This is a genomic window from Flavobacterium xylosi, from assembly GCF_042787345.1.
GTDB lineage: Bacteria > Bacteroidota > Bacteroidia > Flavobacteriales > Flavobacteriaceae > Flavobacterium > Flavobacterium xylosi.
In genome coordinates, this window is sequence record NZ_JBHZPZ010000006.1 from 97,069 (window position 1) to 123,005 (window position 25,937).

The window sequence follows — 25,937 nt, forward strand, 5'->3', positions numbered from 1 at the left end:
ATTAAAAATTAACTTTGCCGATTGATTTTTTAAAGTAAACCTATGCCCACTAGAATTATAAAAATTGCCTTATTAGATATGTACAATGGTATGCCAAATCAGGGAATGCGTTGTATAATTGATGTCATTAACCGGTTTAGTCCCGTTGTGAGTTTCGAAATTTTTGATGTGCGCTTAAAATGTGAATTACCCGAAATTAACAAGTTTGATATTTATATTTCAACAGGAGGGCCAGGAAACCCATTGTTAGGTGATGGGCAGTGGGATAAAAAATATTATGAATTTATTGACTCTTTGACTAAATGGAATAATGAAAATAATATAAAAAAACATGTATTGTTTATTTGCCATTCTTTTCAAATGGCTTGTCTACATTTTGGTTTAGCCACGGTAACTAAGCGGAACGATACATCTTTTGGTGTAATGACTATTCATAAAACCAAAGAAGGGCTTACTGATCCATTATTCGAAGGATTAGCGGATCCTTTTTACGCTATCGATTCTCGAGATTATCAAGTAGTACAACCTAAATTGAGTGTTTTTGCCAAAAAAGGAGCCAAAATTATTTCTTTAGAAAAAATAAGAGACAATGTACAATACGAACGTGCTATCATGGCAGTTCGTTTTACGGACAATTTTGTAGGTACGCAATTTCACCCAGAAGCTGATCCAATAAGCTTTGTTTCCCATTTGAGAAATAAAGAAGCGAAAGAAAAGATCAAAAATGTGAAAGGCAAAAAGAAGTTTAGAAGCATGCTGGAAGATTTAATGGATGATGATAAGATTTACAGGACCAACGAAACTTTAATTCCTAACTTTCTTAGAATTGCCATAAATGACTTGATGAAAACGAAGAAAATGTTGTCTAATTAGTAAATTTTATAGTGTATGATTTCAAAATATCGGGAGTTATTTAATACTCAATTTACAGACAAAAAATATCAAGAATTTAAAGATGATATTGCTTCCGATTTTGATTACCTGCCAACTTTTAGAGTAGCGGAAACGCCTTTTTTTATTTCAAATGAATTAAAAGAACAATTGATTGAAGGATGTAATGAAGTTATAGCTTTAATTAAACAAGGCAACTTTAAGGATCTTACTAATAAAGCATTAGAATTAAATCATAAAGTTCCAAATGAAGACGAACACACTTCTTTTTTAGCTATTGATTTTGGAATTTGTGAAGAAGACGGGATTGTCATTCCTAAATTAATTGAAGTACAAGGCTTTCCTTCTTTGTATAATTACCAATTTAATTTATATGAAAAATTCAAAAATCATTATCCTTTCCTTAACGAATTAACACCTTTCATCAACGAGATTGTACCACAGGAATATATCGATATTCTGGAAGATGTAATTTGTAACAAGCATCCTAAAGAAAATGTTATTCTGCTTGAAATTGAACCTGAAAAGCAAAACACAAAAATTGATTTTTATTATTGCCGAAGAGATATTGGTATTCCAATAATTTGTGTGACTGAACTAATCAAAAAAGGAAGACAACTGTTCTATAAAAATGAAAATGGCGATGAAATTCTCGTGAAGCGAATTTACAATCGAGTTATTTTTGATGAATTGGATTTGAGAACTGATTTGAAGCTAAATTTCCATTTTTCAGATGATTTAGATGTAGAATGGGCAGGACATCCTAACTGGTTTTTCAGAATCAGTAAGTTCATTTTGCCTTTCTTAAAAGGGAAATATTTCATAGAAACTACTTTATTAAGTGATTTGAAAGAAATTCCTGAAGATTTAGAAAACTACGTTTTGAAACCTTTATTCTCATTCTCAGGAACAGGTGTCATTTTTCATGTCAAGAAAGAAGATATCGAAGCGGTTGTTGATAAAGAGCTTTATATTCTTCAGAAAAAAGTAAACTACATTCCGATTGTTCAATCTCCTGATGGAAAAGTAAAAGCCGAAGTTCGTGTACTTTGTGTTTGGAAAAAAGAAGATAGTACTCCTACTCTGCTTTGCAATTTAGTCCGATTGAGTCGTGGCGAAATGATAGGTGTTAAATTCAATAGAGATAAAGATTGGGTTGGCGGAACATTGGGTTTATTTGAACGATAAAAAAGCATAAAAAAAACCATCTTTACAATGGTCTTTTTTTTAGCTTTCAGTCAATTAAGAAATATTACTCCGAGATATTAAATTCCGCTACATAAAAATTTGTATCAATTTCCAATTTGGCATTTTCAGTTTTAGTAGAAATTGTATCCCATTTTGTTTCAGGCTTCAACCATTTTTCGGTTCCGTTTACAGTTACTTTTAAAGGCATATTGAAACCTTGAACACAGTTTGTCCAGCGGTAACCAAGTTTATTATCTTTGAAAAAATATTCCAAGGTAGGAATTCTTATATCTCTCAAGTATTGATTGAAAAATGGATTCAATTCAATTGCTGTAGTTTTAGTCAAATAATCTTCAATTTGTTTTGTTGTAACCGTTTGGTGATAAAAAGTACTGTTCAATCCTCTTAAAATGGTTCTCCATTTCTCATCATCATTTACAATTTGGCGCAAAGTATGCAACATATTCCCTCCTTTTGGATACATATCACCAGAACCTTCGTTGTTTACACCGTAATTCCCTATAATTGGTTTGTCATTGTTTATTCCTTTTCTTGTCCCTCTAACATATTCAAATCCTGCATCTTTTCCATAGTAATATTCTACAAAGAGGCTTTCAGAATAATTGGTAAAACTCTCATGAATCCACATATCAGCAATATCTTTATAGGTGATATTATTGGCGAACCACTCATGCCCAGATTCGTGAATAATGATAAAATCAAATTTTAAACCCCAGCCCGTTCCGCTCAAATCTCTTCCTAAATATCCGTTTTTAAAGCCATTGCCGTAGGTTACACTACTTTGATGCTCCATCCCTAAATAAGGCGCTTCAACTAATTTGTAACTGTCTTCATAAAAAGGATAAGGCCCAAACCAATGTTCGAAAGCTTTTAACATACGTGGAGCATCTTGAAATTGTTTTTTTGCTTTCTCCAGATTGTCTCTCAAAACATAATAATTACAATCTAAATTACCTTTTTCCCCTTTGTATTTCTCCGAAAATGAAACGTAATCCCCAATGTTTATATTCACACCGTAATTATTGATAGGATTTGATACAGTCCAATTGTAGGTTTTGGTACCGTCTTTCAACTCAGTTACACTTTGCAAACGACCATTGGATACATCCATTAAACCTTTAGGAACATTTACACTGATTACCATACTTTCTACTTCATCATACATATGGTCTTTGTTCGGCCACCAAACACTGGCGCCCAATCCTTGACAGGAAGAAGCAATAAAATGATTTCCATTGCTGTCTTTTTTCCAAGTGATTCCTCCGTCCCAAGGTGGATTAACAGCTGCTTTAGGTATGCCTCCGTAAAATACAATTAGCTCTTTTATTGAACCCATTTTTTGTGGAGCAACCAATTCAATAAAAAAAGCATTCCCTTCCCTTTTATATTTTAGTTCTTTTCCGTCTTGAATAACCTTATAGATTTCCATAGGATTTTGCAAATCAATTTGCATACGGTTGTATTCCTTTACTACTTGATATCGTATTGTATTAGAGCCTGTAATAGTTTTATCCAAAGGGTTTACTTTAATGTCAAGATGATAGAATTTAACATCCCACCATGCTCTTTCTTTAGTGATGCTACCACGTAAAGTATCTTGTCTGGTAAAAACTTGTTCTGATTTTCCAACAAGATCTTGTGCAATTAAACCGTTAGTGATAAAAAGGACGATAAAAATAATACGAAAATATTGTTTCATGAATTTAGAAATTTAGTTTACTTAAGAATTAACTTCTTAATGTAAATTGGACACTTTGTTTTGTTCAACTACCGCTGTAAAATCCGCTGCTAAACGATTACCATAATCCTCTAATAACTCTAAAACTCTTTCTTGTTTATCTGATTTTACAATTAGTCCAGCATGATAATCTAACGGAACTTTAAAACAAACTTCAGTATCTGAAAACGAAGATAAATTAGGATGTTGAAACTTAGACAAGGTTAATACAATTCCTGCATAACCTTTTTTTACTTTTGGTAAAGTATATTTGGTTTCTTTTACCAAGGCATCTTCAATTGCTGCCCACTCCTTCCATAAATTAACATTGGAAGCTTCAGCAACCATTTCTGCAAGATGAGCACCACCAACACGAGAGGATGTTTCCAGAAAATAGATTTTTCCATTTTCTTTAGATTTTATAAATTCAGTATGAGCCGCTCCATGTTTCAACCCAAAGCCTTTCATTACCTGTTCATTTAATCTTTTTATAGCTTTATCATCTTCCGAATCATAAGGAATGTTGGCAGAACGAAAAACGCCTCCACTTTGGGAAATTTCCATTGGAGTAGCCAAATATTTGGAAGTTAAACTGAAAATTACCTTACTGTCTAAAATCAAACTATCACAATGATACACATCGCCAGGTTTAAATTGTTCCAATAAATATTTGAATCTATTATTGCCCATTTCATTAATATGGATCCATAAACTCTCTTTGTCAAATACTTTTATAATTCCTGTTGCTGAAGCTTCAGAACGCGGTTTCAAAACCCATGGAGCAGGAATAGTATCTGCGATAGTATTAATGTCATGATCATTAAATAAGGAACAAAATGCCGGAATAGGAATACCGCAGCTCTTCGCTCTCATTCGCATCGCAAGTTTATCTCTAAAATAACGTCCTGTGGTTTGTCCCATTCCATCAATTCGTAGATTTTCTCTGAGATAAGTTGCTTTTTCGACATCATAATCATCCAAAGCGACAATAGCATCAATTTTTGTAGACTTCATCAAATTACCCACACCTAATAACAAATGCTCTAAATTCCAGTCAATATCTTGTCCTTCCATATAAAATATTTCATCTATATATTCGTGAGGCCAAGGACTTTTTCTTAATTTTTTGCTAGTTACCAAATAGACTTTGTTCCCTGATTTTTTTAAATTAATTAAAAAATCGGAACCCTTGAAATAATTAGAAATACAAATGAAGGTTTTAGAGTTTTCCATAACGTTATAAATTTTCAATGAATTTAGTTAATAAATGAACTCCATAAGCGGTTGCGTGTTTGCTTTTAGCAAATTCATCATCATTAAATGTTACACCTGCAACATCAAGATGTGCCCAAGCTTTGTGTTCTTGAGTAAAATATTCTAAAAATTTAGCGGCACTTATTGCACCGGCAACTGGCTTTCCGCTATAGTTTTTTACATCTGCAATATCACTTTCAATATCTGATTTATAAACATCCCAAAGTGGTAAAGGCCACAAACGCTCTCCAATTGCATCACCATTTTCTTGTAGTTTTTTAGCCATTTCTGCATTATTGGTAAACAAAGCACCACATTCATAACCAAAAGTACCAACGCTGCTTCCGGTAAGTGTGGCGATATCCACAATATATTCTGGTTTGAAATTTTTGATCAAATACGATAATCCATCTGCCAAAACCAGACGGCCTTCAGCATCCGTATCTATGATTTCTATCGAATGTCCGCTGTAACTATGAATCACATCACTTGGTAAAAATGATTTAGCATCCACAGAATTTTCCGCGCAAGGAACAATAGCGGTAACTTTTACAGGCAATTGCAAATCGGCTATAAGTTGCATCGCTCCTAATACTGCGCCACCGCCAGCCATATCACATTTCATGTGAACCATTCCTGCCGTTTTTATATTTACTCCACCAGTATCAAAGGTTATCCCTTTTCCCACCAATCCGACGTGTTTTATATGTTTTATCTCCGCTGCAGGAGTGTAATTCATGACAATAAATTGAGGTTCATTTTCACTTCCTTTTCCTACTGCTAAAAACGCACCTAATCCAGCTATTTTTGAAGCTTCGTAGCCTAAAACTTCTACCTCAAATCCATATTTTTCTCCTGTCTCTTTAGCCCAATTGGCTAAGTATTTAGGATTAATTGTGTTGGGTGGTAAATCGACCAAACTACAGGTTGCTAATTGTGCCTTGGCTATTTTTATGGCTTTTTTGGCTGTAGCCAAATGATCTTTTGCAGATACTAAAGTTAATGTAAAATCCTCTTCAAGAAAAGGATGTATCTTTTTATCCGCTTTAAAATGGCCTAAATCATAGGTTCCTAACAGCAAACCTGAAATCATCGCTTCAGTCTGATCCTGAGTAAATTGTTCGGGTATAACTAAAGCTACATTCGAACTTAAATTGTCTTTTTCTTTAGATGAAATACGGCGAAAAATAGTTTTCATTGATTTATAGTCTGTCGTTTTTCCTAAACCAATAAAGATATATGTATTGTCATTTTTTTCGGCTAAATAGTGTGTGTCTTTTTTACCAAAAAAAACTTTAGAAGTAATTTCCAGTCCATTAAATGCAATTGGAACGATACTTTTTGAATACGTTTCAAAAACCGGAATTAAAATTGTTCCTGAAAAATTATCTAAGTTTACTACTGTATTTGTTTTCATCTGTTCTTTTAATTTTTTTATCGCTTATTGATTGAACTCAATGTAAATGCCTTTTATTTTTTTTGTTTTAGACGCGATAAATCGCATCTCTACACCTCTTTTGTATTAAAAAACAACCATTCTATTGCTTTGGGAAATTCATCGCTCCAATAGGTTTCATTATGTTTTCCTTGTCTATTAATATTTAAATTGATCTTCGATTCGTCTTTTACAAATTCACTTGATATCAAATCTTCCTGAAACTTTTTTACGTGCTCAATCATTGTCGCACTTTCATCTCCACCAGCATATAAATATATTTTAGTGTCGGCCGCATTTGCTTTTTTAGAATTGATTTTTAGTTCTGGAACGACCCAAAGTGAAGGTGAAAAAATCATTAATTTACCATAGACTTCCGGGTTTCGCAATCCACTAAAAATACTGACTAATCCACCCATCGAGCTCCCACCTATTCCAGTAAATTCCCGTTCTTTTTTAGTTCGAAAATTGCTGTCAACGTGAGGTTTTAGTGTATCAGTTACAAAACGGATGTATTTTTTGCCTTGTCCTTTTCCTAAAACTGTTTTTCCAACATTGTATTCCTTTATACGGTCTTCTTCGGCGTGTTCAATTGCAATAATGATAATTTTTCCAATTTTATATTCTGACATAACTGCCAGTTTTTTATCAATTTCCCAATTTCCAAATTCGGCTGATTCATTGAATAAATTTTGGGCATCCTGCAAATACATAACTGGATAGCTTTCACTTGAATTGTCATAATCATGAGGCAACAAAGCCCAAATCTTTCTCGTTTTATTGAGTTGCGGAATTATAAATTCATCCGAAATCAACTGAACTTGTGGCAAAAAAGACTGCTTAAAAGGCAACCAGTTTTTCCTCCATCTCGCAACATGTTCTTTTTGAATACCAGTATGCGCTACTGTTGAACGGTTTTCGGTACGATTTCCATGGCTGTCAATTTCTACTTCACTCCAATCCCCTTTCGTAAATTTATACAAAAGCGTAACAGGATAATCAAAATCGTGTGGGAATTTATAATGATATAAACCATTTCCAATCTTCTCCATCATAAACTCTTTGTCCTGTGTGCGCCAATTATTAAAATTCCCCGAAATATAAACAGGTCGAGCATCATCTTCGTCGGTTGTAAGGATTATATACAAACCAGTATTTATTATTGGATTATTTAATTCTTGGGTAAAGGTGGTATTGTCTGAATTCATCACTTGCATTATTCTGCTTATATTTTAAAATAAATAGTAAATATAGTCGATTGCGATTTGAAATAAAAGAAAAAAGAAAACCCAATAGCAAATGAATTTTCTATTGGGTTTGTATTGGTAAAAATTAATTTAATCTATTTTACTTTTGGCGGCTTTTTAAAACTTCCACAACATCATTTAGCTTAAATCCTTTGGCTTGCAATAAAATAAGGTAGTGAAAAAGCAAATCAGCACTTTCGCTCAAAAACAAATCGTCGTTGTCATCTTTGGCTTCAATAACTACTTCTATCGCTTCCTCACCTACTTTCTGAGCGATTTTGTTCATCCCTAATTTAAACAAGGAAGCAACATAACTTTTCTCAGAATCAGCATTTTCTCTTCGAAGTTGAATTGTATTTTCCAAATCCGAAATAAAGCCATAATCTACTTTATTTTCGTCAGCCCAACACGTATCAGTTCCTTTGTGACACGTTGGCCCTTCCGGTTTTACCTGTATCAATAAAGTATCATTATCACAGTCGTTTTTGATGTCAATAAGATTCAGAAAATTACCACTTTCCTCGCCTTTTGTCCAAAGTCTTTGTTTTGTGCGACTATAAAATGTTACTTTTTTAGTGTCAACCGTTTTTTGATACGCTTCGGCATTCATAAAACCCAACATCAAAACCGTTTTGGTTTCGCTATCCTGAATTATTGCTGGAATTAATCCATCTGTATTTTTTGAGAAATCTATGTTCATGTTTTTTAGTCTAAAGTTTTAAAGTCAAAAAAAAATCAAATTCTAACTTCGATATTGTTATTTTTAAGAGCTGTTTTTAATGTTTTTATTTCAATTTCTTTAAAATGAAATACACTTGCGGCCAAGGCTGCGTCAGCTTTTCCATCCAAAAAAGCAGCTACAAAATGTTGTATGTTTCCCGCACCACCAGAAGCAATAATAGGAATATTAACTAAGTCCGAAAGTCTAGCCAAAGCTTCATTGGCAAAACCGTTTTTAGTTCCGTCATTGTCCATTGAGGTAAACAGGATTTCGCCTGCTCCTCTTTGCTCCACTTCTTTGGCCCAGTCAAATAAATTCAATTCTGTAGGTACTTTTCCGCCTACTAAATGAACAATCCATTGTCCATCAATCTGCTTTGCATCAATCGCAACAACTACACATTGACTTCCAAATTTTTGTGCCAAATCATTAATCAACTGTGGATTTTTTACCGCTGATGAATTTATAGAAACCTTATCCGCTCCGTTTTGCAATAAAACTTCTACATCTTCAACGGATGAAATTCCACCACCAACAGTAAAAGGAATATTAATAGTTGAAGCGACTTTTCGAACCAAATCAACCAAGGTTTTTCTTCTTTCTTCCGTTGCCGAAATATCCAAAAAAACCAATTCATCCGCACCTTCATCCGAATATATTTTTGCTAATTCCACTGGATCACCAGCATCACGCAAGTCTACAAAATTAACACCTTTTACGGTTCTTCCGTTTTTTATATCAAGACAGGGAATAATTCTTTTTGTTAACATTTTTCTAATATATAATTTTCCAATTGCTTCAAGGAAATTCGTCCTTCATAAATTGCTTTTCCAATTATCGTTCCTTCACAACCCATTTTTGCTAGTTTTGGTAATTCATCAAAAGTAGAAATTCCTCCTGAAGCAATCAATTTTATGCCGTTGGCTTCCGCCAAAATTTTAGCGTATAAATCAAAAGAAGGCCCTTCAAGCATACCGTCTTTGGCAATATCCGTACAAATTACATACTGAATTCCTTTGCCTTGGTAGTCTTGAATAAATGGAATCAAATCTTCATTTGAATCTTCTAACCAACCTGAAACTGCTACTTTTTCATTATTAGCATCTGCTCCCAAAATAATTTTATACGAACCATATTCTGCAATCCATTTTTCGAATAGTTCTCTGTTTTTAACGGCAATACTTCCACCGGTAATTTGATTCGCACCACTTTCGAAAGCAATTTTCAAATCGGAATCTGATTTTAATCCTCCGCCAAAATCAATTTTCAATTTGGTTTGTGTAGCAATTTGCTCCAAGATCTTATAATTAACAATTTGGCTTGACTTTGCTCCGTCTAAGTCAACCAAGTGCAAATATTCGATTCCGTGGGCTTCGAATGATTTGGCCACTTCAAGCGGATTTTCATTGTAGATGATTTTTGTGTTATAATCGCCTTTTGATAAGCGAACACATTTTCCGTCTATTATATCTATTGCGGGTATTATTCTCATTGAGATTTATGATTTTTGATTAACGATTTTTGATTTCAGATTTGTCATTGCGAGGAAAGAAACAATCTCACTTACTAATTTTCATTGTTATTGAATTTTGCCATTGCCATTAAAATTATAATTTTAAGAAATTCCCTAAAATTTGTTCGCCAACATCACCGCTTTTCTCTGGGTGAAATTGTGTTCCGTAGAAATTATCCTTCTGCAAAGCGGAGGCGTATCCTACTTCATAATCAGTATTTGCAATGGCTTCGGGACAATTTGGCGCATAAAAACTATGAACCAAATACATATATTCGTTTTCATTAATTCCTTCGAATAAAGGCGATTTTAAATTGTAAATTTGGTTCCAACCCATCTGTGGAACTTTAACTTTTGGCGTGAATTTGATTACATCAACATCAAAAATCCCCAATCCTTTTGTATTTCCTTCCTCCGATTTGTTGCACATCAATTGCATGCCAAGACAAATTCCTAAAACGGGTTGTTTCAAAGTTGGAATCAAAGTTTCCAAACCGCTTTCTAAAAGCATTTTCATTGCTGAACTGGCTTCGCCAACGCCTGGAAAAATAACTTTATCGGCTGCTTTAATTTCGTCTGAATTATTACTCAAAACCGCTTTGAATCCCAATCTTTCGATTGCAAACATTATGCTTTGAATATTTCCTGCGCCGTAATTTATGATTACTATTTTCATTTCTTTTCAACCATTAAAAAATTAAGTTTTATTAAGGATTAACCACTTAATAATTCATAATTTATAATTCATAATTTTTTAAAGCATTCCTTTCGTACTAGGCAAAATCATCTTCTCCGTATCGCGTTTTACGGCTACTTTTATTGCTTTTGCAAAAGCTTTAAAAATAGCTTCAATCTTGTGATGTTCATTTGTTCCTTCTGCCTTGATATTAATGTTGGCTTTAGCTCCGTCAGAGAACGATTTGAAAAAATGATAGAACATCTCCGTTGGCATTTTTCCAACCATTTCGCGTTTGAATTCGGTTTCCCAAACCAGCCAGTTTCTGCCTCCAAAATCAATCGCCACTTGCGCTAAGCAGTCGTCCATTGGCAAACAAAAACCGTAACGCTCTATTCCTAATTTATTTCCTAATGCTTTTGCAAAAACTTCGCCCAACGCAATTGCTGTATCTTCAATCGTATGATGTTCGTCAACTTCTAAATCTCCTTTTACAAGGATTTCCAAGTCCATTTGTCCGTGACGCGCGATTTGGTCGAGCATGTGGTCGAAAAAAGCAATACCAGTTTCTATTTTACTTTTCCCGGTTCCATCAAGGTTTAAGTTGATGTAAATATCCGTTTCGTTGGTTTTTCTTTCAATTGAAGCAGAACGTTCCTCTAATTTCAAAAACTCGTAAATGGTTTTCCATTCTGTAGTTTGCAAGGCAATAACCGAGTCCAATTCATGTCTTTTAGACGATATTTCATCACCTCCCAAAGCTTCATCTCTGTTAATGAAAATCGCTTTTGAACCCAAGTTTTTTGCTAATTCTACATCCGTTATTCTGTCTCCAATCACGAATGAATTTTCTAAATCATATTCTGGATTATTAAGATATTTGGTCAACATAGCAGTTCCTGGCTTACGAGTTGGCACATTTTCGTGCGGAAATGTTTTGTCAATTAATACATCTTTGAAAACAACACCTTCATTTTCAAAAGCTTTTATGATTAAATTATGAACTGGCCAAAAGTTAATTTCCGGATGAGAATCAGTTCCCAAACCATCTTGATTAGTAACCATAACCAATTCAAAATCCAATTCCTTTGCTATTTTACCAAGATATTGGAAGGCGTTTGGATAAAATTCTAATTTTTCAAAACTGTCTAATTGATAATCATTTGGTTCCAAAACCATTGTTCCGTCACGATCTATAAAAAGTATTTTTTTCATTATATTACAACTATTATATTTATTTATTTATTTGGGCGTGACCCTTCGTAAAAACTACGGGGCGGGCTATTCGTTCCCGCTTTTTTATTTTTCAATTGCCTCGCCTTTAAAGGCGAGGCAATTGAAAAATAAAAAGAGCTCCACTACTATCCCTCACGCAATTGAAAATGATTTTTTTTAAAATAAAACCACAAATATCGTTAAACCTCATTTACCAAACACCACTATTTATTATATCTATCAATTTATGTTCAATTTCTGGTTCCGAATCAGAATGTCCTCCTTCAACAATAAATAATACGCTATTTTTTAGCAACGAATCCAATTCAACAGCAAATCGTACTGGACAAATAGCATCTTCCTTTCCGTGAACAATTTTCACAGGAATATGTTTTAATTTATTTAAATTATCTAAAATATAATTTTCTTCAAAAAAGTAATTATTCCTTAAATAATGTGTTTCCATTATCGATAATGATTCATAGGGAATTCGCTCTAAAACTGCTTCAACCTCTTCTTTTGTTATTCCTTTTTTATAAATCGAAATTTCATAAAATGCCCATTCATAAGAAAAAAATTGCTTCTCTGTAGATGTTCCATTTATCATTTTATTCAAATAATAATCTGTAATTGATAACGTACTAGTTTTAGGTCCATTTTGACTAAACCTATTCCAAATTTCAGGAAACTCTTTTTCTACACCACCTTCCAAATAATGATCAATTGAAGCTTTATTGGCTAAAAAAACACCTCTTAGCAATAATCCTTTTACTCTATTAGGATTTTCAATTGCATAAACCAATCCAAGGGTTGTCCCCCAAGACCCTCCAAACAACAGCACTCTATCTATCCCTAAATAATTAATAAGCTTGGTTATATCACTTACTAAATCTTGCGTCGTATTTTCTTCAATACAGCCAAAAGGAATACTTTTTGACGCTCCTCTTTGATCAAAAAAAACAACACGTTGTTTATCAAAATTAAAAAATCGCTTATCACGATCTGAAAATCCAGCACCAGGTCCACCGTGAATAAACAAAATTGTTTCATCAATAGGAATTCCACAATCTTCATAATATATTTTATGAGTCACACTGACTTCAAGAAAATCTGTCTTAGTTTTAAATTTTGACTTTTCCATCTATATTATGATGTAGCAATATTAATTAATGCAGCTATTAATTTTTTATTTTCTTGTTCTGTTCCAACGGTAAAACGCAAACAATTGTCGCATAACGGTTGGGTTGTTCTGTTTCTAATTACAATTCCTTTTGCAATCAATTCATCGTATCTTTTATTAGCATTATCCACTTTTATCAAAATAAAATTAGCTTCTGTTGGATAAACTTTTTCGACAAAATTTACATTAACTAAGACTTTAAGTAATTCCTCTCTTTGCGTTATAATAGAATCAATTTCAGATTTTATTTTTTCTGGATTGTCCAATCGTTCCAAAGCTTTTTTCTGAGTCAATTCATTCACATTATACGGTGGTTTAATTTTATTTAAAACCAAGATTACTTCCGTAGATGCGTAACAAATTCCCAATCTGATTCCAGCCAAACCATACGCTTTTGATAGCGTTTGAGTAATGACCAAATTAGGATATTCATCTAATTCGTTAATCCAACTTTCCTTTTTTGAAAAGTCTATATACGCTTCATCAATAACCACTAGACCTTTGAAATTTCGCAAAAGATACACCACACTTTCATCCGAGAATGAATTTCCGGTTGGGTTATTTGGTGAGCACAAAAAGATGATTTTAGTTTTAGAGTCAATAGCTTCCATGATTTTCTCAATTTGTGGTTGAAAATCTTCTGAAAGTAAAATTTCTTTGTTTTCTACGGCATTAATATTCGCCAAAACACCATACATTCCGTATGTTGGTGGCAAAGTGATTACGTTGTCCGTTTTTGGTTCGCAAAAAGCTCTGAATAACAAATCCAAAACTTCATCACTTCCATTACCTAATAAAATTTGATTGGTTTTGACCTTTTTTTGTTTTGCCAAGATTCCTTTGACACTCATTTGTTGTGGATCAGGATAACGATTTACACCATTTTCAAACGGATTTTCATTGGCATCCAGAAAAATCATATCTGCAGTGTCAAAACCTTCAAACTCATCGCGAGCCGAAGAATACGGTTTCAATTGCTTTACGTTTTCTCTGACTAAATTATTTATGTCAAAATTATTTTCCATCTTCAATCGCTTTTAATCGTAATGTAACTGCGTTTTTGTGTGCTTGTAAGCCTTCTGCTTCAGCCATGATTTCAATTGCTTTACCGATGTTTTGTATTCCTATTTGCGATATTTTTTGGAAAGTCATCGCTTTTGTAAAACTATCCAGATTTACTCCGCTGTAATTCTTTGCATAACCGTTGGTTGGCAACGTGTGATTGGTTCCTGAAGCGTAATCTCCAGCACTTTCAGGCGTGTAATTCCCTATGAATACAGAACCCGCATTTTGAACGCCATTGCTGTAAAAATCATCAAATTCTGAGCAAATAATAAAGTGTTCCGGTCCGTATTCATTGATTAATTCTAAGGCAGTTTTATCGTTTTCAACAAAAATCAATTTAGAATTTGCAATGGCTTTCTCAGCGATAGCCTTTCTAGGAAGTAAATCCATTTGAACTTGAACCTCATTTTCAACGGCATCAATTAATTTCTTTGATGTTGAAACCAAAATAACCTGACTATCGGCTCCATGCTCTGCTTGTGACAATAGATCCGAAGCTACAAAAGCGGGAATAGCTGTATCATCAGCAACAATCAATAATTCTGATGGACCTGCGGGCATATCGATAGCTACTCCAAACTGAGTTGCGAGTTGTTTAGCCACAGTCACAAATTGATTTCCGGGACCAAAAATTTTATAGACTTTCGGGATTGTTTCCGTTCCAAAAGTCATTGCTGCAATAGCCTGAATTCCGCCTACTTTCAATATTTTGGTTACACCACATAAATTCGCAGCATATAAAATGGCGGGATTTATATTTCCATTCTTATCAGGGGGAGAACACAAAACTATTTCGTTGCAACCCGCTATTTCTGCTGGAACAGCAAGCATTAATACTGTAGAAAATAATGGAGCAGTTCCGCCTGGAATGTATAAGCCTATTTTTTGAATTGGTCTTTTTTCCTGCCAGCAGTTAACTCCTTCAATTGTTTCGACAACAACTCTATCTGTTTTTTGAGCGGAATGGAATTTTTTTATATTTACCTTAGCTAATTGAATAGCCTCTTTTAGTTCAGATGAAATAGACGCAATCGCCGCATCAATTTCAGCTTTAGAAACCTCTAACTTTTCGATTGACGCACCATCAAAAAGCGAAGTATATTTTGCAACAGCAACATCACCTTTCTTTTGTACCTCCTTGAAAATTTCTTTTACTGTTGCTTCAATATCATCAACAGTTTTAGTAGGTCTCTCTAAAATGGTAGACCAAGTTTCCGGTTTTGGATTGTATATTTTATTCATTATATTATTTTTTAACCGCAAAGTTCACAAAGGTTTTCGCAAAGTTCGCAATGAATTCTTAAATAGGACATTGTATAATTTAGAACTTTTAAAGGACCATTTTCTCAATTGGACAAACTAAAATCCCTTCGGCTCCAGCTTCTTTCAACTGATCGATAACATCCCAGAAAGTATCTTTGTCGATTACAGAGTGAACACTGCTCCATCCCTCTTGTGCCAGTGGCAAAACGGTTAAACTTCTTAGTACTGGAAGAATTTTTCCAACAGCATCAATTTTGTCATTTGGAATATTCATCAAAATATACTTCGATTTTCTTGCTCTTAAAACGGATTCGATTCTGAATTTTAACGTGTCAATTATTTTTTGAGATTCAGGACTTACTTTTGGAGAAACGGCTAAAACCGCTTCACTTTTAAAAATAACTTCAACCTCTTTTAGATTATTCTTGAATAAAGTACTTCCGCTGGAAACAATATCAACAATAGCATCGGCCAGACCAATATTTGGAGCAATTTCTACCGAACCTGAAATCTGGTGAATATCAACTGTTACGCCTTTAGAACTAAAAAAATCAAGTACTGTTTTAGGGTAGGAAGTTGCGATACGCATACCATCTAAATCTTGAACTGATTTGTAATTAAATGTTTTCGGTACAGCAACGGATACTTTACATTTTGAAAAACCTAATTTTTGAATTACCTCAATATCGCCGCCTTTTTCGACTAATAAGTTATCACCAACAATAGCAATATCTACAACTCCGTCTATTAAATATTGAGGAATATCCGAATTTCTTAAATATAAAACCTCTAAAGGGAAATTTGATGCTTCCGCTTTTAATTGGTCGATACCGTTATCTATTGAAATACCTGCATCTTTTAGAATTTGAATGCTGTCTTCGTTTAAACGTCCTGATTTTTGAATTGCAATTTTTAATGTACTCATTTTGTCTTTTTTGTTTTTGTTTAAAATATTTTGATTGAGTACAAACATTGGGTAATAAAAAACCCGTTTGATGTACTCAAACGGGTTTTTAGAATATGATGATTTACACACATACCATTAACACATCGCTTGAGAGCAATAATGAAAATGATGATGATGTAATTGATTTGTAAACATTTTTGTGTTCTTTATTTTAAATTCTTTTGCAAATATAAGAGATTAATTAATTAAAAAGCAATATTTATTTTAACTTAAACTTATATTTTTGTTAAATTAATATTACTCATTATCCTCTTTGGATTCTTTTTGAACAGATGAATTCTCATTGGAACTAGCAGAAACAGTGCTATCATCTCTAATTTCTGTATGTCTGATTTCACCTCCGGATGTTCCTGCTTTTTGGATTAAAAATAGACTCGCAATCCCCAGACCAAGAATAAAAAATGAAACTAACTTTTCTTTAGAATTTTTTTTAAAACTCAAAAATAAAGCAAAAAGAGAAAAGCCTCCCATAACGTATAACACTAACGCTAATTTCTCCGCTAATTCTTCATGTTCATGAATGATTGCTTTACCTATATTTGGAAAATCCTCCACTATTTTCTCAGCTCCTTCACCTGTTGCTATACTAAATGCACCAAAAATGGCTGCAACAATAAACAAAACGTAAGCCGTATTTTTTACTGAATTATTTTTTAATAGCAATCCGGTTACTAAAATTCCAATTCCAAAAATGGTTCCGATAATTGGAAAATGGTTTACAACTATGTGTAAGTGAGCATCATTCATAATTTATTATTTAAAGTTTAATAGTGTTTATTTTCTAATAAGTTAATTATTCTATCTTGCCAGTGAAACTCCAATCAAAGAACCAATTCCATACGTCACAGCTGCAGCCACAAGTCCGAAAGATACTTGCCTTAATCCAGAAAACCAAATACTTTTTCCTGTTAATAAAGTAATTGCGGCACCTATTCCAAAAAGTCCAACAACACTGCTTCCTACACTCAATAAAATGGCATTTTTTCCGTCCAAAAACATAAAGGGATATAATGGAATAATAGCTCCAATGGCAAAAAGCACAAACGACGCTGTTGCTGCTTCCCAAGCTGATCCTCCTAATTCTTCTTTGTCAATTCCCAATTCCTCCGTAACAATGGCATCAATCGCCGTTTGAGGATTTTCAAAAGCTTTATCAGCTAATTTTTGAGCTTCAACGATATTCATTCCTTTGGCTTGATAAAGCAATACTAACTCTTTTTTTTCTTCTTCAGGTGAAGCTTCCAGTTCTTCTGTTTCTAAGTCAATTTGGCGCTGGTTTAATTCTCTGGAACTTTGTACCGAAAGCCATTCGCCTAACGCCATTGAAATTGCTCCCGCCATCAATCCTGCTATTCCTGTTAACAATATCGTATTGTTAGAAACTGCGGCTCCCGCTACTCCCATCACCAAACTCATATTAGAAACCAATCCGTCATTAGAACCTAAAACGGCAGCGCGTAAAGCATTCCCGCCAACAGACTTATGCCGACTTTCGAATTTAGATAAAAAACCTCCTGAAACATTAAGTGCGGCGTTATTATTTACCGCTTCTATAATTTTGAGATGATTGTGTTCAAAACCGGTTGGTTTTTCTCCGCTTTCAATTTTATTTTTGATTGCATTTACTGCAAATTGCTTTTCTATACTCGAAAGACTGCTAATGATTGAATTATATCCAAAAAGTTTTCCCAACTTCAATTGTAGTTTTGCTCTTGGTGAAGGTAAAGGCATTGTATAATTGGACTCAAAAGTCAATACTTTATTGAGCATATGTTTTGCATGTCCCTTTTCAATCTCACCAAGACTGCGTAATACTCTTGTAAGATTATCGTCAGATTGAATAGCGGCAATACTGTCATATAAAAATGCTGTATCTACTTCCGTTTGTAATTGGCCTTTTAGCTTATTTAAATCCATATTTTCTTGTTTACTTTTCTAAATTAATAATTTCATGTATCAGTATTTTTTGCACTATTCATTTCACTAATTTAAGATTTTAATTTTAAAAACTATTCCGTTTAGATTATAAATCTAACATTTTATTCCTCTAAATTCTTCATTTTCATTAAAAGTGAATAAGCCCCTTTTATCACAATAGTAGCTTCATTCAAATCTTCTGAAATAATTTCAGTAAATTCATTTTCTGTATTTCCTGTAGTAACTTCTTTCATTTCAAATTGTTTGTTTTCTTTGGCAACAAAAATATAATTCTTGTTTTCATAATTTACAATAGCTTCTGATGGCAACACATTGGATTGCTGACTTTTTAATTCTATTTCGGCATTCATATACATCCCCGGCAAAAGTGATTTGTCATAGCTTGTAAAGTGACAATGCATTTCGGTACTTCTGTTTTCGGAAAAGTCTTTACCTATTAAAATGATTTTACAAGGATATTTTTTTTCGGGATTAGTGTTTGTATATGCTAAAAGTGATTGACCAATAGCTAATTTATTAATGTCTTTTTCAAATACTGTCAATGCCAGATGAATATCCGAAGGATTTACAATCTCGAATAAAATGTCGCTAGGAGCTACATATTTTCCTGTATTTACATTCACTTTAGACACATAACCGCTTATTGGCGAATAAATATTGATGCTTTTTGAAATGGAATTTACAGATACATTACTTGGATTTATTCCTGCGAATTTTAATTTCTCTCCATACGATTGCACCATTACCGATAGTGAATTGTATTCTGATTGTGCCTGTTGATATACTTTATCGCTGCTGGCTTTGCTTCGGTTAAGTTCTTTTTGTCTCTCGTATTCGGATTTTGCATACCCAATTTTTGCTTTTGCTAAAAGGTAATCTTCCTGCAATTGAATGTATTGTTGGTCTTCTACAACACACAAAACCTGTCCTTTGGTAACATACATTCCTTCTAAAAGTTTTGTATATTTCAAATAACCTCCCATTGGCACACTTATGGAAACTAAATTTTGAGGAGGTACATCTATTTTTCCATTTAATTTTAATGTAGATGAAATTTCTTTCAGCTCGATTTTACCCGTTTTGATACCTGCATTTTTAATCTGAGCATCGGTAAGTGTTGTTGTTTTTTCAATATCTGGAGTAGCTTCGGGATCGATTTCTGTTTTTTTATTACCACACGAGTACAGAAAAAATAACCCTATTAAAGTAACGACTGTATTTTTCATTTATTTTGATATTAAATTTCCTAACTTAAGAATTGTTTCATTGAATTTTCTAACTGTTTCGATGTAGTTACTTTGAATTTCTGTATTTTGATTTATCAACATTACCCATTCCAGATAATTGATGTCACCATTGATGAATTTATCATTTGCAGCTTTCGTTACCAAATCCACATTCTTTATCGCCTGAGTTTCGTAATAAGCAATAGTTTCTTGGTGCTTTTTATATTCTTGGACTAGTTCCTGATACTGACTTTGCAATTTTAATTTTTCAATAGTCAAATTATTTTCTGCAATTTGACTGTTGATTTCTAATGCTTTTTGTCTGTTTTTTATGTTTGAATTGAAAAGTGGCAGCGACACTCCAAATTGTCCGTAAACTCCATTATAGCCGTCTTGAAACGCCGTATTTGTTTTGAATGTCTGCCAATAAACACCGCCTATTAATTCGGGTAGTTTTTTAGATTTTTCAAGTGAAATTTGCGCTTTGTTACTATTTAATTCTTGGTCAAGTAATTTTATACTGGGTTGATTGTCTATAGCATTTTTATCTAAATTTTCGGCAAAATCCATTTTGAATTTATCTGAAACCGGGATAAAGTCTTTATCTGTATTAAGAACATATTTGAATTGCAATTGTGTCATTTTATAATCACTTTGTAACTCCAGAAGTTGAATTTTTATTTGTCCTGATTGATTTTCGGCAGTTGCTTTTTCTAATATATTGCTTTCTCCTTTGTCAAAACGAAGTGTTGATTTTCTTAAAAATTCAGTATAAATACTATCACTTTTTAGCAATAATTTTTCCTTTTCTTTGAGATAAATCATCTCATAAAACACAGTTGTTACTTGTCCGGTCAATTCTTTTTTCTGTAATGCTTCGTTCCATTCGCCAGTTTTGGCTTCTTCAATTAACAATTGTTTCTGTCTTTTGTAAACTGTTGGGAATTTAATAGTCTGTGAAACACCAATTTTTATATCATAAACATTACTGTTAAACTGACCGTACTCGCCCAAAATTCCTGTGTTGGAGATGTCATACCCCGTCTTCGTCATTTTCTGTAAATATTCAGAATTTAGTTTTCCGTTTTTTATTTTTATATTATTCTGCGATGCGGTTTCAATGGCTTTTTCAATTGAAATTTTTTCCTGAGCATCTGCGTTTTGAAAAGAAAAAAATAGTCCCAATACAATTATTGTTGTGATTGATTTCATCTTTTTCGGTTTTAAATTAATTCCTTTTTCAAACATGATATATAAAATTGGTAAAACAAATAAGGTTAAGAATGTGGCCACCAATAATCCTCCAATCACAACAGTTGCCAATGGTTTTTGTACTTCGGCTCCGGAACCGTTGCTTAATGCCATCGGTAAAAATCCTAAAGATGCTACAAATGCGGTCATTAAAACAGGACGTAAACGTATCTTAGTTCCCTGTAAAACAATCGCTTTTAAATCGGTTTCGCCTGATTTCCGAATACTATTAAATTCTGCAATTAATACCAATCCATTTAGAACCGCTACACCAAATAAGGCTATAAAACCAACTCCAGCACTTATGCTAAAAGGCATTCCCCGCAACGCTAAAAAGAAAATACCTCCAATTGCAGAAAGTGGAATCGCGGAATAAATCAATAGCCCTTGTTTTACGGAGTAGAATGCAAAATATAGTAAAATGAATATTAATAGTAATGAAACCGGAACAGCAATCATCAATCGATTTTTAGCTTCGTTTAAGTTTTCAAAAGCACCTCCATACGTAGGATAGTAACCCGCTGGAAATTTTATTCGTGCATCTACTTTTACTTGTAATTCTGTTACAATACTTTGTACATCACGGCCTCGAACATTAAACCCAACCACAATTCTACGTTTGGCATCTTCTCTTTGTATCTGATTTGGTCCCTCGGTAATTTCAACTTTTGCCAATTGAGATAAAGGAATTTGCAAACCATTTGGTGTTGGAATTAATAGATTTTGAACATCTGCCAAATCCTGACGTTTTTCGCCTTCCAGACGAACCACTAAATCAAATCTTTTTTCGCCTTCGTATACGACTCCTGTGCTTTGTCCTGCAAAAGCGGTATTTACTATTCGATTGATATCCTGAATATTCAATCCGTATTGCGCAATAGCCACTCGGTTGTATTCGATTACTATTTGTGGCATTCCAGTAACAGTTTCTATATAAAGGTCGGAAGTTCCTTCTACGGTATTCACAATTTTGCCCATTTTATTAGCGTATAAAGCCAGAGTATCTAAGTTTTCACCAAATATTTTACAGACTACATCTTGCCTTGCGCCTGTCATCAATTCATTAAAACGCATTTGTACCGGATATTGAAAACCGTAAGAAACACCTGGAACGGCTTCTAGTTCTTTTGCCATTTTTTCTGATAATTCGTCAAAAGTTGTCGCAGATGTCCATTCGCTTTTGTTCTTTAAAATGATCATCATATCGCTGGCATCAATTGGCATTGGATCCGTTGGCACTTCGCTGCTTCCTGTTTTACCTACAATTTTCTCTACTTCGGGAAATTTTTCGATTAGTATTTTTGCCCCTTGTGAAATGGCTGTCATTGAAGTTTGCAAATTACTTCCCGGCAAAACCCTTGTTTCTACAGCAAAATCACCTTCTTCTAATGAGGGCATAAATTCGCCGCCCATAAACGAAAGTGTAATTAGCGCTAAAACAAATAATCCCAAAGTTGTAGCAATAATTGTTCGTGGAATTCCCAATGCTTTATTTAAAAGAGGTTGGTAGAAATTTTCTAATTTTTCCATCATTCTATCTGAAAAAGTTTTTTTATGCGTTATGTTTTTATTCAAAAATAAAGCAGTCATCATCGGAACATAAGTCAGAGATAATATAAAAGCACCAAATAATGCAAATGCAATAGTTTGTGCCATTGGTAAAAACATTTTCCCTTCAATACCACGCAATGTAAAAATTGGAATGTATACTATCAATATAATCAGTTCTCCAAAAACAGATACATTACGCATTTTTATTGACGTTTTTAATACGGTATTGTCCATTTCTTGCTGTGATATTTGAGAAGATTTCCTGCTGTGTAAACTAAACAAACAGGCTTCTACAATAATAACGGCACCATCTACAATCAATCCAAAATCTAATGCTCCTAAACTCATTAAATTACCGCTAACACCAAACATATTCATCAATATGACTGCTATTAACATTGATAAAGGAATAACTGAGGCTACGATTAATCCGGCTCTTACGTTCCCTAAAAAGAAGATTAAAACAAAAAGTACAATTAATGCTCCTTCCAATAAGTTTTTTTCTACTGTTGAAATAGAATTGTTCACCATTTTTGTTCGGTCTAAAAATGGCTCTACAATAACACCTTCGGGTAATGTTTTCTGTATTTGCTCAATACGTTCTTTAATTTTTTTGATAACCACATTACTGTTGGCGCCCTTTAACATCATCACTACTGCTCCAGAAACTTCACCGGACTGAACTCCTTTTTTATTAAAAGTCATTGCTCCGTAACGGATAGCATTCCCAATTCGAACATCAGCTACATCCCGGATAAATAAAGGACTACCGCTATTGATGTTTTTAATAGAAATGTCTTTTATATTTTCGATAGTACTAATCAAACCTTCACTTCGGATGTATAACACTTTAAGCCCTTTTTCAATATAAGCACCACCCGTATTTTGATTGTTTTTTTCTAACGCTGTAAAAACATCAGTAATCGTAATACCATAAGATTGTAGTTTATTGGGGTCAATCGCAATTTCAAATTGCTTCAATTTTCCGCCGAAACTGCTTACTTCTGCAACACCTTCGACGCTTAATAATTGACGGCGGACAATCCAATCCTGAATGGTCCTCAACTCGGTTACATCGTATTTTTTTTCATAACCTGATTTTGTTCGAACCGCATATTGGTAAATCTCGCCTAGTCCTGTTGTCACTGGTGCAAGAAATGGATTACCGATTCCTTTTGGAATCTGGTCTTTAACAGCGCTTAATCGTTCTGTTACTTGTTGTCTAGCCCAGTAGACATCAGTTGCATCATCAAAAACAATGGTTACCACTGATAAACCGAAACGAGAAAAACTACGAATTTCCTTTAGCCCGGGAATATTACTGTTGGCTTGTTCAATTGGAAATGTAATCAGTCTTTCAATATCAGTTGCACCTAGTGATGGTGCAGAAGTGATTACTTGTACCTGATTATCTGTAATGTCTGGAACGGCATCGATTGGTAATTTGGTAAATTGATAACTTCCATATCCAATAAGAGCAATAATGAAAAGACCAACAATAAGTTTATTTTTGATTGAAAACTCAATGATTTTATTCAACATAATTTATAAATATTAATTATTTTTCTAAGAATATGCTGTAATACAGATTAACATCAATGTATATACGAAGATGAATTGTAAAAAAAGCACTAAATAATTAACACTATTTTGGTGGTTTCCAAATAGATAGCATAACACTTGACGAAAAATAGTTTTGCAAGAAAGTTATTTTTTGTGATTCTTTAAAATAATAGTTAGGAATAAATTTGAATAATTTTATTTCTAAGTTTATTGCTAAATTTTGATTAAACGAAAAGTCCGAATGATTATGGAAAGGTAAATCTCCATGATCATCATGTTTCTCATCATGATGCTTGTTTAAATAATGATCCGTTAAAAAATGGATGAGAGTAACATCTTTTTGATTATAAGTGTGCTGAATAAAATGTGAAACTAAAATAGGTAGGCGCAAACTATCCTCAACAACAAAAGGAACCGTTAGTTGTAGGCAAATAATTAAAGCTACTATGTTTTTTAAAAATTTCACGAAACAAATATAAGTATTTTTAGATTTTATTTTAAATGATATACTATACTTAAGCGTTGACGCAATAGGTTCCTTGTTTTAACCTAGGTGACTTTTGTAAAAATATTAAATTCATAACTTCATGATTGCGTATAAACAATTAAATAAAGGATGAATGTAAAGCTTAAAGATAAGGATTTACTTAAGAATTACTTAAGGTTTGCTTCAAATAAACTTAAAATTACGGTAGTTCCAATATTTTCCTCACTGGAAATAACAATATCAATTTTAAGTAAAGTACATAATCTTCTGACAATTGACAAACCTAAGCCAGTTCCTTTAATTTCAGGATGTTCGTTAGAGTTTGAACGATAAAATTGATTGAATATTTTAGATAAATCTTCTGAAGGAATACCAATTCCGGAATCGATAAGGTGACATTCCAATGTATTGTCAGTATCTGTTATGATAATAGCCAGAGTGGCGTTTTCATTAGAATATTTTAACGCATTTTCGACCAAATTATTAATGATAATTGATAATAAATAACTATCACTGTTTGTATAATATTCTTTTGAAAATTCAGTAGAAACGTGTATGTTTTTAGATTGAATTGTATTGGAATATCGAGAAATTGTGTCCATAATTAGTGCATTCAAATGCACTTTTTCTATTTTCAACGAGTGATTTTGATTTTCGAATCGTGCAAGTAAAAGCAACTGATCGACTAAATGATTCAAACGATTCACTTCGGTTACACAAAAATTTATTTTCTCTTCATATTCCTGATGATTTCGAGGTTTTCGGATTAAAACTTCCAGTGTTCCTTTGATAACTGTCAAAGGAGTTCTCAATTCATGTGAGGCATCCGAAGTGAATTGTTTTTCTCTTTCAACGGCAGTTTCTATCCGGTCCAATAAATTATTGATTGTTTGAGACAAAATATATAATTCATCGTGGTTGATTGGCAGCGGAATTCTGGATTTTAAATTATCCTTTGTAATAATATTAGAGGTTTCAATAATGGAACTAATTGGTTTTATGCTTCTTCCGGCAATAAATCTGGCAATTAGAAAAAGAGCAAGTAGAATTAGAGGAAAAGCAATAATCAATACTTCAGATAAGTTATTCAACACCATGGTGGCATCATCTAATGACATGGCAACGATTACATAACCTATGATTTTGCTGTCTTTGTATATGGGAACTTGAATTTGCCGAATGGTTTTATTGGCCAACTTTGTATCGAATAATTTATTTTCAATAATTTCCGAATGAAATATTAAGGTCCGGTTTTTTAGGTTGGGAGATTTTTCAATAACGTTTCCAATCCCGTCAACAAATTGAACAAAAACAGGATTTACATCTATAGTATTGTGTTCTCTCTCTTTCCATTCCTCCTCGCGAATTAAATGAAAACTATTCCCTTCGATTTCAATTTCTGATAAATGTTTTTGAGATTCGTTTCTTATGTCATAATTGATTTGACCAAAAACACTAAGTTTCACAATGGAATAAATTACAAAAAAGACCACAAAAATCAATAAAGCTGTGGTGATAATATAATTAGACGCGATTCTGTTTTTAAAGGAAAGTTGTTGCATTTTCAT

At 33.2% G+C, this 25,937-nt stretch carries 21 protein-coding genes; 2 read left to right on the forward strand and 19 right to left on the reverse strand.

The window, feature by feature from the left end:
• The first annotated feature begins 42 nt into the window (after nt 1-42).
• Together ACFX5E_RS06800 and ACFX5E_RS06805 are read left to right on the forward strand one after the other, a co-directional pair.
• Nucleotides 43-873, forward strand: a complete 831-nt coding sequence (locus ACFX5E_RS06800) for a type 1 glutamine amidotransferase (protein WP_379854438.1) — start codon at nt 43-45, stop codon at nt 871-873.
• Nucleotides 874-888: 15 nt separating this feature from the next.
• Nucleotides 889-2,079, forward strand: a complete 1,191-nt coding sequence (locus ACFX5E_RS06805) for an ATP-grasp domain-containing protein (RefSeq protein ID WP_379854439.1) — start codon at nt 889-891, stop codon at nt 2,077-2,079.
• Nucleotides 2,080-2,143: 64 nt separating this feature from the next.
• Here ACFX5E_RS06805 and ACFX5E_RS06810 read toward each other — a convergent pair whose 3' ends face one another.
• From ACFX5E_RS06810 to ACFX5E_RS06900, 19 genes are all read right to left on the reverse strand, one after another.
• Complete coding sequence (locus ACFX5E_RS06810; RefSeq protein WP_379854440.1) at nt 2,144-3,799, reverse strand: M1 family metallopeptidase; 1,656 nt, start codon at nt 3,797-3,799, stop codon at nt 2,144-2,146.
• Between the two features lie 36 nt (nt 3,800-3,835).
• Nucleotides 3,836-5,050 (reverse strand): ATP-grasp domain-containing protein, encoded by a 1,215-nt coding sequence (locus tag ACFX5E_RS06815; protein ID WP_379854441.1) that lies wholly within the window; start codon nt 5,048-5,050, stop codon nt 3,836-3,838.
• A gap of 4 nt (nt 5,051-5,054) precedes the next feature.
• Nucleotides 5,055-6,488 carry a leucyl aminopeptidase family protein gene (locus ACFX5E_RS06820; protein WP_379854442.1) on the reverse strand — a complete coding sequence of 478 codons (1,434 nt, stop codon included), beginning with the start codon at nt 6,486-6,488 and terminating at the stop codon, nt 5,055-5,057.
• 89 nt (nt 6,489-6,577) lie between these two features.
• Complete coding sequence (locus tag ACFX5E_RS06825; protein WP_379854443.1) at nt 6,578-7,723, reverse strand: alpha/beta hydrolase; 1,146 nt, start codon at nt 7,721-7,723, stop codon at nt 6,578-6,580.
• A gap of 130 nt (nt 7,724-7,853) precedes the next feature.
• Entirely contained in the window at nt 7,854-8,453 is a 600-nt protein-coding gene (gene hisIE, locus ACFX5E_RS06830) for a bifunctional phosphoribosyl-AMP cyclohydrolase/phosphoribosyl-ATP diphosphatase HisIE (RefSeq protein WP_379854445.1), read from the reverse strand.
• Between the two features lie 35 nt (nt 8,454-8,488).
• Complete coding sequence (hisF, locus tag ACFX5E_RS06835; RefSeq protein ID WP_379854446.1) at nt 8,489-9,244, reverse strand: imidazole glycerol phosphate synthase subunit HisF; 756 nt, start codon at nt 9,242-9,244, stop codon at nt 8,489-8,491.
• The gene (gene hisA, locus ACFX5E_RS06840) at nt 9,238-9,966 is read right to left on the reverse strand and encodes a 1-(5-phosphoribosyl)-5-[(5-phosphoribosylamino)methylideneamino]imidazole-4-carboxamide isomerase (protein WP_379854447.1); all 729 of its coding nucleotides are present in this window, start codon (nt 9,964-9,966) and stop codon (nt 9,238-9,240) included. The genes hisF and hisA overlap by 7 nt, the downstream gene beginning before the upstream one ends.
• A 115-nt stretch (nt 9,967-10,081) precedes the next feature.
• Entirely contained in the window at nt 10,082-10,663 is a 582-nt protein-coding gene (hisH, locus tag ACFX5E_RS06845) for an imidazole glycerol phosphate synthase subunit HisH (RefSeq protein ID WP_379854449.1), read from the reverse strand.
• 78 nt (nt 10,664-10,741) lie between these two features.
• A complete protein-coding gene (gene hisB, locus ACFX5E_RS06850) occupies nt 10,742-11,878 on the reverse strand; it encodes a bifunctional histidinol-phosphatase/imidazoleglycerol-phosphate dehydratase HisB (protein WP_379854450.1) in 1,137 nt (378 codons plus the stop codon).
• 211 nt (nt 11,879-12,089) lie between these two features.
• Nucleotides 12,090-13,019: a prolyl aminopeptidase gene (gene pip / locus ACFX5E_RS06855; protein WP_379854451.1), complete on the reverse strand. Its 930-nt coding sequence runs from the start codon at nt 13,017-13,019 to the stop codon at nt 12,090-12,092.
• 5 nt (nt 13,020-13,024) lie between these two features.
• On the reverse strand, nt 13,025-14,083 hold the full coding sequence (gene hisC, locus ACFX5E_RS06860; RefSeq protein ID WP_379854452.1) for a histidinol-phosphate transaminase: 1,059 nt from the start codon (nt 14,081-14,083) through the stop codon (nt 13,025-13,027).
• Entirely contained in the window at nt 14,073-15,365 is a 1,293-nt protein-coding gene (hisD, locus tag ACFX5E_RS06865; RefSeq protein WP_379854453.1) for a histidinol dehydrogenase, read from the reverse strand. The genes hisC and hisD overlap by 11 nt, the downstream gene beginning before the upstream one ends.
• An 88-nt stretch (nt 15,366-15,453) precedes the next feature.
• Nucleotides 15,454-16,311, reverse strand: a complete 858-nt coding sequence (gene hisG / locus ACFX5E_RS06870) for an ATP phosphoribosyltransferase (RefSeq protein WP_379854454.1) — start codon at nt 16,309-16,311, stop codon at nt 15,454-15,456.
• Between the two features lie 279 nt (nt 16,312-16,590).
• Nucleotides 16,591-17,100 (reverse strand): DUF2231 domain-containing protein, encoded by a 510-nt coding sequence (locus ACFX5E_RS06875; protein ID WP_379854455.1) that lies wholly within the window; start codon nt 17,098-17,100, stop codon nt 16,591-16,593.
• Nucleotides 17,101-17,151: 51 nt separating this feature from the next.
• The gene (locus ACFX5E_RS06880; protein WP_379854456.1) at nt 17,152-18,270 is read right to left on the reverse strand and encodes a VIT1/CCC1 transporter family protein; all 1,119 of its coding nucleotides are present in this window, start codon (nt 18,268-18,270) and stop codon (nt 17,152-17,154) included.
• A 122-nt stretch (nt 18,271-18,392) separates the two neighbouring features.
• Nucleotides 18,393-19,517, reverse strand: coding sequence for an efflux RND transporter periplasmic adaptor subunit (locus ACFX5E_RS06885; protein ID WP_379854457.1), 1,125 nt, complete (start codon nt 19,515-19,517; stop codon nt 18,393-18,395).
• Nucleotides 19,518-23,861, reverse strand: a complete 4,344-nt coding sequence (locus ACFX5E_RS06890; RefSeq protein WP_379854458.1) for a CusA/CzcA family heavy metal efflux RND transporter — start codon at nt 23,859-23,861, stop codon at nt 19,518-19,520. It lies immediately after the preceding gene.
• A gap of 103 nt (nt 23,862-23,964) precedes the next feature.
• Nucleotides 23,965-24,348 carry a hypothetical protein gene (locus tag ACFX5E_RS06895; protein WP_379854459.1) on the reverse strand — a complete coding sequence of 128 codons (384 nt, stop codon included), beginning with the start codon at nt 24,346-24,348 and terminating at the stop codon, nt 23,965-23,967.
• A 188-nt stretch (nt 24,349-24,536) separates the two neighbouring features.
• Entirely contained in the window at nt 24,537-25,931 is a 1,395-nt protein-coding gene (locus ACFX5E_RS06900) for a sensor histidine kinase (RefSeq protein ID WP_379854460.1), read from the reverse strand.
• Nucleotides 25,932-25,937: the final 6 nt, after the last annotated feature.